Source organism: Granulicatella elegans ATCC 700633, assembly GCF_000162475.2.
In the GTDB taxonomy this organism is placed as follows: Bacteria; Bacillota; Bacilli; order Lactobacillales; family Aerococcaceae; genus Granulicatella; species Granulicatella elegans.
The window spans coordinates 954,029-969,200 of sequence record NZ_KI391971.1; the positions used below are offsets into that span (position 1 = coordinate 954,029).

13 protein-coding genes are annotated in these 15,172 nt (G+C 31.9%); 3 read left to right on the forward strand and 10 right to left on the reverse strand.

Going from position 1 to position 15,172, the window contains the following annotated elements; genetic code table 11:
* The 6 genes from HMPREF0446_RS04540 to HMPREF0446_RS04565 form a co-directional block, all read right to left on the reverse strand.
* Positions 1-940, reverse strand: a 940-nt coding sequence (locus HMPREF0446_RS04540; protein ID WP_020991366.1) for an ISL3 family transposase, incomplete at its 3' end; no start/stop codon positions are given.
* Positions 941-1,056: 116 nt separating this feature from the next.
* The gene (locus HMPREF0446_RS04545) at positions 1,057-1,707 is read right to left on the reverse strand and encodes an amino acid ABC transporter permease (protein WP_006702581.1); all 651 of its coding nucleotides are present in this window, start codon (positions 1,705-1,707) and stop codon (positions 1,057-1,059) included.
* Between the two features lie 13 nt (positions 1,708-1,720).
* Positions 1,721-2,596, reverse strand: a complete 876-nt coding sequence (locus tag HMPREF0446_RS04550; protein WP_006702580.1) for a transporter substrate-binding domain-containing protein — start codon at positions 2,594-2,596, stop codon at positions 1,721-1,723.
* Positions 2,597-2,861: 265 nt separating this feature from the next.
* A complete protein-coding gene (gene uvrC, locus HMPREF0446_RS04555) occupies positions 2,862-4,634 on the reverse strand; it encodes an excinuclease ABC subunit UvrC (protein WP_006702579.1) in 1,773 nt (590 codons plus the stop codon).
* Positions 4,635-4,654: 20 nt separating this feature from the next.
* Positions 4,655-5,833, reverse strand: a complete 1,179-nt coding sequence (locus tag HMPREF0446_RS04560; protein WP_006702578.1) for an iron-containing alcohol dehydrogenase — start codon at positions 5,831-5,833, stop codon at positions 4,655-4,657.
* Positions 5,834-5,970: 137 nt separating this feature from the next.
* Positions 5,971-6,306 (reverse strand): hypothetical protein, encoded by a 336-nt coding sequence (locus tag HMPREF0446_RS04565; protein WP_006702577.1) that lies wholly within the window; start codon positions 6,304-6,306, stop codon positions 5,971-5,973.
* A gap of 168 nt (positions 6,307-6,474) precedes the next feature.
* Here HMPREF0446_RS04565 and HMPREF0446_RS04570 point away from each other — a divergent pair, with 168 nt between their 5' ends.
* The 3 genes from HMPREF0446_RS04570 to galT all read left to right on the forward strand — a co-directional run bounded on the left by HMPREF0446_RS04570 (position 6,475) and on the right by galT (position 9,799).
* A complete protein-coding gene (locus tag HMPREF0446_RS04570) occupies positions 6,475-7,506 on the forward strand; it encodes a glycosyltransferase family 4 protein (protein WP_020991367.1) in 1,032 nt (343 codons plus the stop codon).
* A 10-nt stretch (positions 7,507-7,516) separates the two neighbouring features.
* Positions 7,517-8,143 (forward strand): TVP38/TMEM64 family protein, encoded by a 627-nt coding sequence (locus HMPREF0446_RS04575; RefSeq protein WP_006702575.1) that lies wholly within the window; start codon positions 7,517-7,519, stop codon positions 8,141-8,143.
* Between the two features lie 180 nt (positions 8,144-8,323).
* Entirely contained in the window at positions 8,324-9,799 is a 1,476-nt protein-coding gene (galT, locus tag HMPREF0446_RS04580) for a UDP-glucose--hexose-1-phosphate uridylyltransferase (RefSeq protein WP_006702574.1), read from the forward strand.
* Positions 9,800-10,183: 384 nt separating this feature from the next.
* Here galT and HMPREF0446_RS04585 read toward each other — a convergent pair whose 3' ends face one another.
* The 4 genes from HMPREF0446_RS04585 to HMPREF0446_RS04600 all read right to left on the reverse strand — a co-directional run bounded on the left by HMPREF0446_RS04585 (position 10,184) and on the right by HMPREF0446_RS04600 (position 15,001).
* On the reverse strand, positions 10,184-11,641 hold the full coding sequence (locus HMPREF0446_RS04585) for a serine hydrolase (RefSeq protein WP_020991368.1): 1,458 nt from the start codon (positions 11,639-11,641) through the stop codon (positions 10,184-10,186).
* 140 nt (positions 11,642-11,781) lie between these two features.
* Positions 11,782-12,759 (reverse strand): GMP reductase, encoded by a 978-nt coding sequence (gene guaC / locus HMPREF0446_RS04590; protein WP_006702572.1) that lies wholly within the window; start codon positions 12,757-12,759, stop codon positions 11,782-11,784.
* 398 nt (positions 12,760-13,157) lie between these two features.
* On the reverse strand, positions 13,158-14,165 hold the full coding sequence (gene ftsY, locus HMPREF0446_RS04595) for a signal recognition particle-docking protein FtsY (RefSeq protein ID WP_006702571.1): 1,008 nt from the start codon (positions 14,163-14,165) through the stop codon (positions 13,158-13,160).
* Positions 14,165-15,001, reverse strand: a complete 837-nt coding sequence (locus tag HMPREF0446_RS04600) for a Cof-type HAD-IIB family hydrolase (RefSeq protein ID WP_006702570.1) — start codon at positions 14,999-15,001, stop codon at positions 14,165-14,167. Before HMPREF0446_RS04600 ends, ftsY begins: the two co-directional genes overlap by 1 nt.
* Positions 15,002-15,172 lie beyond the last annotated feature (171 nt).

The window sequence follows — 15,172 nt, forward strand, 5'->3', positions numbered from 1 at the left end:
TCAATAATTTTTCCACTAATTGTGCTTGGGTGAGATGCGTCTTAAAGTGATAGTTATAGTGCAGTTTTTCTTCATCCAATTCTTCACTTGGTTTTAACAGTAGTTTCCAGTAGCGTTTTAATGTCTTCTGTTGTGTTGATTTAGCAGAGAATTGCTTCATAATCACAACTCGAAGTTGATTAAAATTGCGATTCATATGTTGAACGATATGGAATCGATCTACTACGATAACAGCGTTTGGAAATACTGTTTTAATAAGGTTTTGATAAGAAGCATTCATATCCATCACTAAATATTTTACTTTTAAACGTTGTTTACGGGAGAACTTCATAAAGAAAGAAATCAATTCATGAAGTGTTCTACCAGGTAAAATATCAATTAATTGGCGATTTTCTCCATCTAAACAAATGAAATTCATTTTCCCTTGTTGCGTTTTAACGCCTCTAAATTCATCTAAACAAAGTATTTTAGGTAAATAGTTATATCGTTGCATTGTTTTTATTTTGAACTTCTTCATCACTCTTTCAACAGTCTTATCAGAAATTGAAAGAAGTTTGGCGATTGTTTTTCTAGAGAAGTTTTCTTTTAAGTACAACATAATTTGACACGCTAAATCATAAGAAATATTACTGTTTTTAGGAACAAGAGGGCAATCTACAACCCATGTTTTATGACAATTTTTACAGATAAATCGTTGTACTTTTAAGTCTAAAAGAGTTTTATTTCCGTATAGATGTGGGATTCTTATTTTATGTTCCATAGGAGAATGCTTAATGATAGTTTTACTTGAACAATGAGGACAAGAAGTACAAGTATTTGTCCAAGTTCCTTTAATTTTATGAACGATTTCATTATTTTCTGTTACGATTTCTAACCAATTTTCATCCGCAATAAAATTTTTTTCTGTTAATCCTAGTAATTTTCGTATACAATAGTCCATGAGAGAAATCCTCCTTTGATTGGTTTTGGTCGACTTAATCATAACTCGGATTTCTCTTTTTTGCATATAAAAAATCCTGTTGGTGATTTCTCACCAACAGGATTTGTCGAACAACCTTAATATAATGATAATCTTTTTTCTAAAATTTTCTGACCTTGTTCAAACACTAAACAGATACTCCAGTAAATTAATGCTACTAAAATATACATCGTCATATAATCGAATTCTCGACCTCCAACAATTTTAGCATTTTGAAAAATATCAGGTACCGTAATCATTGCTGCTAACGAAGTTCCTTTTATCATATCTAATAACACATTACTTAAAGGCGGTACTGAAATTCTAAATGCTTGAGGAACAATCACTCTTCTTAATGTTTGAAAATAATTCAATCCTAAGGAAGTAGAAGCTTCCCATTGTCCATAGTCCACTGCATCAATCGAAGATCGTAGTACTTCACAGATGTATGCACTACTGGCAATACTAAAACATAAGATTGCACAGACTAGAGCTGGAAGTTGAATTTTTAAATAAGGTAATCCGAAATATAATAAGAATAAAAATACTAATGTAGGAGTTCCTCTCATAAAAGAAACATGGAAATTAGCAATCATTCTTAGAACTCTGATGTTCGAACGTTTCATTAAAACAAACATGAACCCTAAAATCGTTCCGAAAATAAAACTTACTCCAGCAATTCCTAATGTATATTGTAAACCACTTAATACAAAGGAAAGACTATGAATCGCTAACTTAAGATTAAACAAACGTCATCGCCTCTTATTCTACATCAGAAAAATCAATTTTTTCTAATTTCAAGTCTTTTGGTTGAGTTACATCTTCACCAGCAAAGAATGTTTTAGAAATTTCAGTTAAAGTTCCATCTTCTTTCATTGATTTTAATGCTTCATTGAATTTTTGTTGGATAACGTCATTTCCTAATTTAATAGAGAAGCTTGCGCTATATGGGTTTGCGTAAATACCTTCGTTAATTTTAATTGGGAAAGTATCTTTACCGAATGCTACAGCAATTTTTTGTAAATAGTAGTCATTAATAATAACATCTGTACGACCATTTACTAAATCAGACATATAAACATCATTTGTAACATTGTCATAGATAACTAATTCTGCCCCTAATTTTTTAGCAATTTTCATGTAGTTTGTACTTGCAGCACCTGCAGCTTTTTTACCTTTTACATCAGCCCAAGAATAAATACCTGAATTGTCGCTTTCACGAACTACCATTGATGTAAATGAATATTTATGAGGTTCAGTACGTAAATATTTATCAACATATTTTGATCCTTCTTCGATTGAATAGTTCGCAATATCCACTTGACCACTATCTAATGCTGTTAACATACCATCAACACCCATTTCAGTGAAATCAACTTCTAAGTTTAAGCGTTTAGCAACTTCTTTTACAATCTCAACATCATAACCAGTTAAAGAATTGTCTTTATCTGTATGGAATGATTGTGGATATAAAGTACCTGCTGTTGCAACTTTAATCTTTCCTGCTTTTTCGATTGCATCCCAATTTTTTTGCGCTTGTGATACAGTATCCTTGCTTGTAGTAGTACTTGTTGAAGTTGAACAAGCTCCTAAAAATAATGTTGCAGCAACTGCACCTAGTTTAAACCATTTGTTCATGATTTTACCTGCCTTTTTTCATAAATTTTTGACTAACATAAGATAGCACATCATGAGGAAGAAATCAATCTTTTTTTACTATTTTTACAAGAAAATATAACAGATTAAAAAACCTGTTATATAAACACTTAAACAATATTGAAACTTTTTATAACAATTAAAGGTACAGTTTGGAACACATGGGATTTATCGCAGTTGTAAAATATCATGTGACTCCTAAGGAGGCTACTGGCGGCCTCAAACCCCAAGAGAAATCCCAATGATATTATTTTACAGAATGTTTAATCCTTCTTGCCACTTTCTCAGAAATTCCAAGCTTTTGAATTTCCTCAACTGTTGCTTCTTGAATTCCCTTCATCGTTTTAAAATGCTGTAATAGTTTCGTACGAGTCTTTGGTCCAACTCCTTCAATCTCATCAAGAATGGATGAAAAAGCATTTTTACTTCGTACCTGACGATGGAATGTAATCGCATATCGATGAACTTCCTCTTGAATTCGTTGTAATAAATGGAAAGCTTGGCTCGTTGGATCTAATTCAATTTGTTCATACTCTTCCCCATACAGTAAATGAGCAGTCTTATGTTTCTCATCCTTTACCATTCCAGCAATTGGAATCGATAATCCGAGTTCATCTTCTAAAACTTCCATGGCAGCTCTCATCTGAACTTTTCCACCATCCATCAAAATTAAATCCGGTAAAGGTTTTTGTTCTTTTAATAATCTTGAATATCGTCTTCTAACAACTTCTTGAGTCGTTAAAAATTCATGACTCCCTTGTACCGTTTTAATATTGAATTTTCGATAACTTTTCTTCTCCGGTTTTCCATCTCGATATACAACCATTGCTGATACAGGATTTGTCCCTTGAATATTCGAGTGGTCAAATGACTCAATGACACTTAAACGGCTTAAATCAAGTGCTTGTCGTAATTGTTCCACCGCACCTAATGTTTTTTGCTGACTATTTTCATCAATCTTGAATTTTTCAAGTAAAGCTACTTCACTATTTTGTGTCGCTAAATCAAGCATTCGCTTCTTCGGTCCTCTTTGAGGAGTTAATACTTTAACTTCTAATACTTCAGCCAATAATTCCTTATCAATTTCTGCTGGAACTAATATTTCTTTTGGTAAAATATGATTTTGTTCTTGATAAAATTGTACAATAAATGATATCAATTCCTCTTCTGCTGAATTATAAATCGGGAATAATGCTGCTTCTCTCTTGATAATTGTGGATTGTCTGAGTAAAAAGACTTGAATAGAAATCCAACCTCTATCCATATAGAATGAGAATACATCCCGATTTGTAAAGTCTTGAGACATAATATGCTGCTTTTCTACTGTTGTTTCGATGTATTGAATTTGATTTCGATAGTCAATGGCTCGTTCAAATTCTAATTGTTCTGAAGCTTCATCCATTTTCTTTTGTAAATCTTGCTTAATTTCTTTTACATCGCCTTCAAGAAATCGTTGGATTTTTTTCTTTTGTTGTTGATATATTTCTGGTGAAACTTCATGATCACAACAGCCAATACATTGCCCTAAATGATAATAAAAACAAGCGCGTGTTTCATTTTTTCCACATTTTCTTAATGGATAAATTTTTTGAATGAGCTGTTGCGTTTCTGTTGCCGCATAAACATTCGGATAGGGTCCAAAATACATGCCTCCATCTTTTTCAACATTACTTGTAATAATCAGTTGAGGGTCTTTCTCATTTGTAATTTTTAAATAAGGATACATGGTTCCTTGTTTTAATTTAATATTGTAATAAGGTTGGTATTTCTTAATTAAATTAATCTCTAATAATAATGATTCTTTATTCGTTTTTGTAACAATAAATTCGAAATGATGAATTTCACTCACTAATTTTTCAGTTTTAGTATTATGTGCTCCACGGAAATAGGAGCGAACTCGATTTTTTAAGTTTTTTGCTTTACCAATATAAATAATGTCATCTTCTTGATTTTTCATCAAGTAACATCCTGGTAAATCAGGCAATTGTTTTAACTTTTCTTCAATTAATTCACTTGCCATTTTTTCGCTCCTTCCCCCTACTATAATGCAGTTTGATAAATAATTCTTGCATCTTCTAATTCTAAATTATGATGCTCAGATAAATGAATTTTCTCGTGACGTCCTAATCCTTCCACTAATGCTTCAATGACTGATTCATCTAATGAAATATCTTTAAATCGAATTGGTGCACCTAATGATGCAAAGAATTCTTCCGTTTTTTCTATTGCTCCATTGACGATTTCTTCTGGTGTTCCAGATAAATACCAAACTCGTTTCCCATATTGAATGAGTTTATCCCATTTTTGTTCTTTCCGTACTTTCATCATTGCTGGCAACACAATCGATAATGTACGTCCATGATCGATTCCATGATTTAATGTAATTTCATGACCTAATGCATGAGTTGCCCAGTCTGTTGGCACACCTGCAGAAATTGTTCCATTTAATGCATTTGTTGCACACCACATAAAGTTCGCTCTTGCAGCAAAGTCGTGATTATCCTCATCAATGACTGTTGGTGCAATTTCAATTAATGTTTGTAAAATGCCTTCTGCATAACGATCTTGTAATTTTGCATCTACAGGATATGTTAAATAATTTTCCATCGTATGAATAAAGGTATCTAAAACCCCATTGACTAATTGACGTTTTGGTAATGTATACGTTAATTCAGGTTCTAGTACTGAAAACTGAGGAAATGTAACATCTGGTCTAAAACTTACTTTTGCTTTTAATGCTACAAAGGTAATCACAGCACCACTATTCATTTCAGATGCAGTTGCAGGTAATGTTAAAATCGTTCCAAATGGAACAGCTTTTGTAACAGGAAGCCCTTTTCCAAATCCTCCTCTAAACATATCTAATGGATTGCTATCAAAAACACTTGCTGCTGCTACAAACTTTGTTCCATCAATGACAGAACCACCACCAATTGCTAGTAAATAAGTAAAACCTTCTTCTTTTACACGTGCAACAGCTTTGATTAATGTTTCGTATGTTGGGTTTGCTTCGATTCCTCCAAACTCATCCCATTCACGATTTCCTAATGCTTGTACAGCACGATCAAAGGCTCCATTTCGTTTAACAGAACCTCCTCCATATAAAATTAATACTTTTGCATTTTTTGGAATTTCTCCATCAATATCCTTAATACGATCTTTTCCAAATAAAATTTTCGTTGGATTTCTAAACGTAAAATTACGAATTCCAAATTCCATAGTATCTCCTACCTTTCTATTTGATGATATCAAGCTCCAAGTGTTGAGGCAAATTACACGACTTAAGAAAAAAACTCCTGAAGGAATTTCCAACAGGAGTTGTTAAAGATTATACTTCATCCATTATTTAAAATATCTTATTTGAAATAAATTTCTAAATATTTATCTAATCTCTCGGCTGAAATTTCTTTTTCTAATTTTGATATTTCAGTTGGACTTAAACTAATCTCACCATGACATGTACCAGCTTCATCATAAGCAACAATTACTTCGCCAATGTCTTCCCGTTGTTCTCTTTGAACTTTCGCAAAGTGCTGTAATAAAGTTTGTTCTACTTCTGTCGCACAATGCTCTCTTAATAGGCAAAAATGTTCTGCAATTGCTGTTGGGATATAATAACAATCCACTAATGTCATTGCTTCTTTTGAATTTTTAGATGCTTTACCTTTAGGTTTATTTTTTTGACGCTTCATGAATAACCTCTCTTGATTTCTCTGTATCTAGTATACAAAAAAATTACCCATAAGGCAAAAAGTTATCTTTTAATTTTCAAATCTTTTCTTAAGATTTTACTAGCTATTTTCCAAATGCTTCATTTCATGGTAGAATAGTAAACGAAATTGTTTCTTAAAGGAGTCAATATGTTAACGATCAATATGCTTACACGAGCAGATAGTGTAAAAGGACAAGGTGTTCTATCTGCTACAGAAGAACAAATTAATCTCGTAACAGAAGGTTTAAAAGACTATCAAGTCGTTGTGAATCAATTAAAAACATACAATATTACTCATATTCATACGATTAATCCAGATTTTTTAATTAAATCTGTTATCACAAGACAAAACCGTCCAATGATAGCTTCTGTTCACTTTTTACCGGAAACTTTAGAAAAAAGTATTTCCCTACCTCGTCCGATTAAAGAATTATTTTATAAATACGTTCTTCAATTTTATAAACAAGCAGATTACCTAGTAACCGTTAATCCACGTTTTATTGAAGATCTAGAACATTATGGAATTCCAAAAGAAAGAATCACGTACATTCCAAACTTTGTATCACGTGATACTTTTTATAAAATTACGGATCGTTCAAAAGCAACTCTTCGGGAATCTTTTGGATTAGATCCAAATAAATTTACCGTTGTATCTGCAGGTCAATTACAAATGAGAAAAGGTGTTTTAGAATTTATTGATTTAGCTAAAAAAATGCCTGATATCCAATTTGTATGGGCAGGTGATTTTGCTTTTAAAGGGATTTCTGAAGGTCGTAAAGAAATTATGGAACATATGGATGAATTACCAAGTAATGTTCATTTCTTAGGGCTTGTAGAAAGAGAACGAATGAATGAGTTCTTTAATATGGGCGATGTGATGTTACAACTTTCGTTTGAAGAGCTGTTCCCTATGACGATTTTGGAATCTATGAATGCAAATATTCCATTATTATTAAGAGATTTAAGAGAATATCGACCTATTTTATTTGATTATTACTTAAAAGGAAATTCTCAAGTACAATTCCAAGAAATTTTACGTCAATTACAACAAGATGAGGCTTTCTATCAAGATGCTTGCGAAAAATCTAAAAAAGGAGAACAATTCTATTCTAAAGAAAACGTACTCCAACAATGGCAAGCCTTTTATGATAAAGTAGCTGTAGAAAACCATTTAAAATAAAGGAGTAGCTATGACTGAAACACAAATTAAACAAGGTAAGCCTTTATCTCCCTTTGCACAAAGAATGATGCATGCTGCTTCTGTTGCAGGAGCAATTGCTACAGTTATCTTTTGTATTTGGGCTTATCAAAAAGGTTTATTTACTTCCCAAGAGGCACTTAGTGAATATATGCAACGTGCAGGCATTTGGGGACCACCTGTTTTTATCTTATTACAAATTTTACAAACAGTTATTCCAATTATTCCAGGTGCTTTAACTAGTATTGCTGGTGTATATATTTATGGAATGTTTATTGGAAATGTCTACAACTATATCGGTATTATTATCGGTTCCATTATTGCTTTCCATTTAGCACGAATTTATGGACAACTATTTGTAAAATCAATGGTGAATGATAGCACCTATCATCGTTATATCGGATGGCTAAATCGTGGAAATAAATTTGATTACTTCTTTACTTTTATGATGGCTTTTCCTGTTTCACCTGATGATTTCCTATGTATGCTTGCTGGTTTAACAAAAATGAGTTATAAAAAGTTCATCCTCATTATTCTAATTTGTAAACCTATTACTTTAGCGGCATATACTTATGGATTAACTGCGATTATCGATTATATTTGGGCTTTTTTCAAATAATTATTGAGTTTTTTAATTTCTCAAACTATTTTTAGTTTTTATACTAAAAATGGTTTGTTTTTTTATACTTTCATTTTATAATAGGCTTATATAAAAGTCGTTACATTTTGATGGGAAAAGAATGGTTAACGATTGCATTTTTTATATAAATTATTTAAATGGGTTAGGAGAAAAAGGAATATGTATCATAGTATTACAAATTTTATTGAAAAAGCTAAACTGGAAAAATTATTAGATCCAGTTGACGAGATTTATGTAACGAATCAATTACTTCATCTATTAAAATTAGATGATTATAAACCAGTTGATACTTCACAAAATCAATTACCATTATTAGAAGATTCAGTAGATGAAATTATTCAATTAGCGATTGAATTAGGGGTCATTGAAGATATTTTACCTGAAAAAGAAGCATTTGAAGCAGCTGTTATGAATTTATTAACGCCTCTTCCATCTGTTGTAAATGCAAACTTCTGGAATCATTACAAAGAAAATCCTGAAAAAGCAACAGATTATTTTTTTGAATTAAGCCAAAAAAATCATTACATCCAAACAAGAGCAATTGCTAAAAATATTCAATTTCCATATTCTGGAAAATATGGCACTTTAGAAATTACAATTAATTTATCAAAACCTGAAAAAGATCCAAAAGCAATTGCGCAAGCAAAATTGGTAAAACAATCTAGTTACCCTGCCTCTCAATTAACGATGACAAACGAAGGATACTATGGACGTTTTAACCACCCTGCTCGTAGTAATCATAGAATTATTCGTTTAGAAATTAATCATGAAGATTGGGGATTCCAATATTCTCCATATTCTTATTTTAACGAACATTCTATCTTCTTAACTCAAGTACCTCGTCCGATGCAAATTACAGAACGTTCATTTGAGAATTTAATGGATATTTTACGTCAGTTCCCTCACTATTTTGTTGGATCAAATGCTGATTTACCAATTGTCGGTGGCTCTATTTTAGTCCACGATCACTATCAATCTGGTCGACATGTATTTCCTATGGATGTTGCTCCAATTTTAGAAAATTACACGTTTAAAGGATTTGATGGAACTGTTTCTCGTTTACATTGGCCTTTATCAGTGATTCGTTTAGCGAGTAAAGATACAAAACAAATTGTTCAACTAGCTACTCATATTTTAGATAAGTGGAGAAATTATTCAGATGAAAGTGCTGATATTTTAGCATTTACTGATGAAATACCTCATAATACGATTACACCAATTGCTCGTGTACGTAATGGTGTCTATGAATTAGATTTAGTGCTTAGAAATAATCGTACGACTGAAGAATATCCTGATGGTATTTTCCATCCTCATGTGGATGTGCATCCAATTAAGAAAGAAAATATTGGATTAATTGAAGTTATGGGGTTAGCAATTCTTCCTCCTCGTTTAAAAAATGAACTGAAAGAAGTTGAAAAATACTTACTTGGACAAGCTCATCAAATGCCTGAAATGCATAAAGAATGGGCTAATGAAATTAAAGAGAATGAAAACATTACTCCAGACAATGTTGAAGCTTTGATTCATCAAAAAGTTGGTGAAATTTTTGAACGTGGATTAGAAGATGCCGGCGTCTTTAAACAAACAACTGAAGGACAAGAAGCGTTTGGAAGGTTTATCGACTCCTTACAATAAAATATATTTTTAAAATACTTTATTGCTGTAGCAAGGACGCCAGCAACCCCTTCGGGTTTTATGGCTAAAAATTGAGCCTAGGTCTCAATTTTTCCTATATCAGAAGCCATATTGGCTTCTGATATTTCTGCTACTGCAATAATATATTTTGGTTAATTACCATAAACTCTTTTATGTATTCTACGTATAATAATAGCCTCACTATAGCGAGGCTATCGCCTAAAAGTCGAGCCTGTATTCTCGACTTTTCCTGTACTAGAAACCAATCGGTTTCTAGTACTCATGCTACTATGAAAAGGCTTGTTTTTTTACATAACATAAATATGTCTTTAATTGCTAAAAAAGCTTAAAATCATTCTTTGTCGATGATTTTAAGCTTCTTTTTTATTTCTTTAAAATAAATACAATACAAACAATAATTGCACTAATTACACAAGCTAACCCAATAATAATAGCACCTAATAAAATTGGCTGATCAGAAAGACTTAATAAAAATTCTTCAAAATTAGAACTTAGTTCCGATTTAGCTTCGGGAGTTGTATTTTGTTTATTGTCTTTATTCTCTTTTACTTCTTCTGGAATAATTGTTACAGGATAAGTTAATGGTTCAATTTTTGATGTAATACGAGGAAGGTCTGTTTCAATGACAATTTTATCCTCTTTTAAATGATATTTAGGTGTTTCACCAATTCGCACTAAAGTTTTAATATCTTTATCTAGTTGAACTTTAACTCCATCAATTGTATGTTCTCCTGCTTTTAACACGGTTTGCGTTTCATATTCAGAAAAAGCTTTTCTCAACAATCCATTTCCAATCTGGCTCTTAAAGAAAGAACTATTGTCCTTATCTTCCCAAGCTCCAACTCCTAGGATAACTTGAATAAAACGAGTATCTTCTTGCTTAGCAGTTAATAAATGGTTAAACGCCGCACTAGGACTTGAACCTGTCTTGAATCCATCTACTCCTGGAAATCCTTGGTACATTCCTGGGATAGAACTATTATAGGTATAAAAGGATTCTTCATAAGGTGTTCCCACCATAACCGTAATTAATGGATTTTTAGTAAAGTTAGTGATTTCTGGAAAATCTTTTAAGAAATGATACGCTAAAATCGCTAAATCTCTAGCAGTTGTTTGGTTATATCGATTATTATTATAACCTTCTGGTGTATAATATCCTCTGAATGCAGAAGCTACTGCTCCACTAGCATTATTGAATTTTGTATTTTCCATACCCCATTCTTTAAATTTAGCATTCATTTTATTTAAAAATTCTGTATCTGATAATCCTGTAGCTCTTGCTACCATCAATGTAGCAACATTTGAAGACGGATAAAACATCATATATAATAATTCTTCAATTGGATAATCCACACCTGCAACAATAATATTATTACTAATTTCTCCAATCGTTGAAATCGCACGATCTTCTTCTGTTGCTGTTACAACTGTATCTAAAGATAACTTCCCTTCTTTCATTGCTTCAAAAGCCATATAAGCAGTCATCATTTTAGAAATACTTGCCGGATCCCAAGGTTGATCAATATTACTTCCAAATACAATTTCTCCCGTATCTGCATCAACCATAATGGTACTTTCTGGTCGATAATTTTCTTCAACACCATATCCATATTCCGCAATTGCTTCCATTACATCTTCTCTAAATGGAATAGCCACAGTTGTTTGTTCAGTTTTTTCTTCTTGTTGGGTTGATTCTGTTTCTACTGTTGTTTCTTGCACAGCCTCTTTTGTACTGGAATCATTTTCTTCTGCTAAAATAGCACTTGTACATAATAGTGAAGCCATAAGGAAACTTAATCCCAAAATATTTTTTATTTTCACGAATTATCCTCCTCTATCAACTTTTTTATTCTACTCTTTTTTGTAAGAATTAGCAAAAAATCTTACTAAAAATAAAGAAAAAAAACGATTCAACTTAATCCATTGAATCGTTTTTAGAATTCAGATAATTAAATAAAAGTTTAAATAGAATCACCATTAAAAATTGAATTTTTAACAATAACGTAATCCACTTTACGAATCGATTCTAAATCTGAACCACCCGCATACGAAATAGATGATTGTAAGTCTTGTTGCATTTCTACTAAAGTATCTTTTAATGATCCTTTGTAAGGAACAATAATTTTTTTACCTTCAACATTTTTGCGTTCGCCTTTTTGGAATTCTGATGCACTACCAAAATATTCTTTGAAGCGTTCTCCATTAATTTCAACTGTTTTACCTGGTGATTCTTCATGACCAGCAAATAATGATCCAATCATTACCATTGTAGCACCAAAGCGAATTGATTTTGCAATATCACCGTGAGTACGAATTCCGCCATCCGCAATAATTGGTTTACGGGCAGCTTTTGAACACCAACGAAGGGCTGCTAATTGCCAACCACCTGTACCGAATCCTGTTTTAATTTTTGTAATACATACTTTACCAGGTCCAATACCAACTTTTGTGGCATCAGCTCCAGCATTTTCTAATTCACGAACGGCTTCTGGAGTACCAACATTTCCAGCAATCACGAATGTTTCTGGTAAATGCTCTTTAATATGTCCAATCATATCAATAACTGAATTCGCATGTCCATGCGCAATATCAATGGTAATATAATCCGGAATTAAATTTTTCTCTTTTAATTCTTCAATAAATTCATATTCATGAGGTTTTACACCCACACTGATTGAAGCAATAAGATTTTTTTCATGCATTTTTTTAATAAATGGAATTCTTCCTTCTTCATCAAAACGGTGCATAATATAAAAATATCCATTTTCTGCTAAAAATTCTGCAACTGATTCATCAATAATCGTTTGCATATTAGCAGGTACTACAGGGATTTTAAAAGTGTGTTTCCCTAATTGAACAGTTGTATTGCATTCTGAACGACTATTTACAATACATTTATTCGGCACTAATTGAATATCTTCATAATCAAAAACTTTCATTTCAAACATGAGGTAACCTCCTTAAATAAGCATTTGTTTCATATCTGTTACCACGAAATATTTTAACTTATTTTGACTAAAATGTAAACAAAAAAACTGTGTTTTATGAACATTAAAACCTACAACATTTGCATTATATAGTAAAACACGAACAAAAAAGATTGAAAAAGTAAAAAATGACTTTCTAAAGTAGAAATTTTAGCCATGGGATTCAATTGAGAACCTACTAGCGTCCTTGCTATATAAGAAAAGTCTTATACCTAAATCATTTTAACCGTTTTAAATTTTATGACAAAAACAACAAAGACTTTCCAAAGTAGCAATTTTAGGCATGAGATGTGCTAGCGAAGCTGCTGCCGTCCTTGCTACATAAGAAAAGTCTTATAAAAAAAATTATACTATTTCAACGAATCTTTCACTAATCCGAAGATAAACTGAGTTGAGTCAAATGGTTGTAAATCATCCATTTTTTCTCCTAATCCAATAAATTTAACTGGAATGTTCATTTCATGACGAATTGATAAAATTACGCCACCTTTTGCAGTGCCATCTAATTTTGTTAAAATTAAACCTGTTACATCAATCGTTTCTTTAAATTGTTTTGCTTGAACTAAAGCATTTTGTCCTGTAGTTGCATCTAATACTAATAAAGTTTCATCTGCTCCTGTTTCAATTTCTCTAGAAATGATACGATTCATTTTTTCTAATTCTTTCATTAGATTCACTTTATTTTGCAAGCGACCGGCTGTATCAATTAATAAATAATCGATATTTTCTGCTTTCGCTTTTTTAATGGCATCATACACAACAGAAGAAGGATCTCCACCTTCTTTACCACTAACAACTGGAACCCCTACACGTTCGCCCCAAATTTCTAATTGTTGGATAGCTCCTGCACGGAATGTATCTCCTGCAGCTAATAATACAGAATGCCCTTCTTGTTTTAATCTCCAAGCAATTTTACCAATCGTAGTTGTTTTACCAACACCATTTACTCCGACGAATAGTAATACAGTTGGTCTACCTTCAGCTTTTGCTAAAGTTGCTAAATTGTCTTCACCTTTTTCATAAATGTCTACCATTTTTTCAATAATAACTTGTTTGACATCATGAGCATTTTTAGCATTTTTCAAACGAACTTCATCTCTTAAAGCATCCGTAATCGCTAAAGTCATTTCAAAGCCAACATCTGAAGAAATAAATGTTTCTTCTAAATCATCAAAGAAATCTTCATCAATTGTTCTAAAATCTGCTAAAAATTCATTTAAATGATCCGAAAAACTTTTACGAGTTTTTTGCATTCCTTGGTCATATTTATCAATAATAATTGAAGTTTCTTGTTCTTGCTGTTTAATGACAGCATCTTCACCGGTAAAGGCACGTTTAATACGATCAAATAATCCCATTATTTCACTCCTTCTCTTTCACATTTATTTTGTTCTAAAATATGATAAATAGCATGAGCTACCCCAGATTCTTCATTTGTCTTTGTAATGAATTTTGCTACTTCTTTTACTTCTGGAGAACCATTTCCCATTGCTACTGGGAATCCAACTGTTGTAAGCATTGATAAATCATTTTCTTCGTCTCCACAAGCTGCAATTTCCTCTACTGTAATTCCTAAAATTTCAGCTAAATGCGTTAGACCTGTTCCTTTAGAAACTTCTTTTGGAACTACTTCTAATAAGAAAGTACGAGACTTCATACAATTGAATTTTTCAAAGAAAGCTTCTGGTAATTGACGAATTCCTTTATCTAATAGTGATTCTTCAATACATAGCACTGCCTTATAAAACACGTGGCTTTCTTCAAATTCCGATGGATTTTTTGTAATGAACTCAATTGGATGAGGTAATCCTGGATAAATAGAAGGTCTTCCTTCCGGATAAGTTGTTTCATAAGCTCTTTCTAAATCAATCATAACAAGCGGTAAGCCTACTTTATACGCTTCTTCATAGCAGTATTGCATATCATCTCTTGAATGACCTTGTTTAAATAAAATTTCTTGTGATTTTGTTTTTTGAATAATTCCACCATTGTAATTGATAGAAAAATCATCATCACCTAATAATTCTAATTCTTCTAATAAATGATAAATACTCATTAAAGGACGACCTGTACAAAGAACAATTTTTACACCTTGTTCTTTCGCAAGTTGAATAGCTTTTTTATTTTCAGGTGTTACTTTTTTATCATCTGTTAGTAATGTTCCATCTAAGTCTAGTGCAATGACTTTTATCATACAACCTCTCCTTTTTTACTCTAGTGGAGTGCATTTACTAGAGCTCGTCATTCCTTTGATTCCATTCTTGTATTATACCAAATTTTTAGGTTTGTGACTATTCCTAAAGAAAAAGCCATATCACATTGATATAGCTTCTCCGTTTTTTTGTTGTTCGATAAATCCTAATTG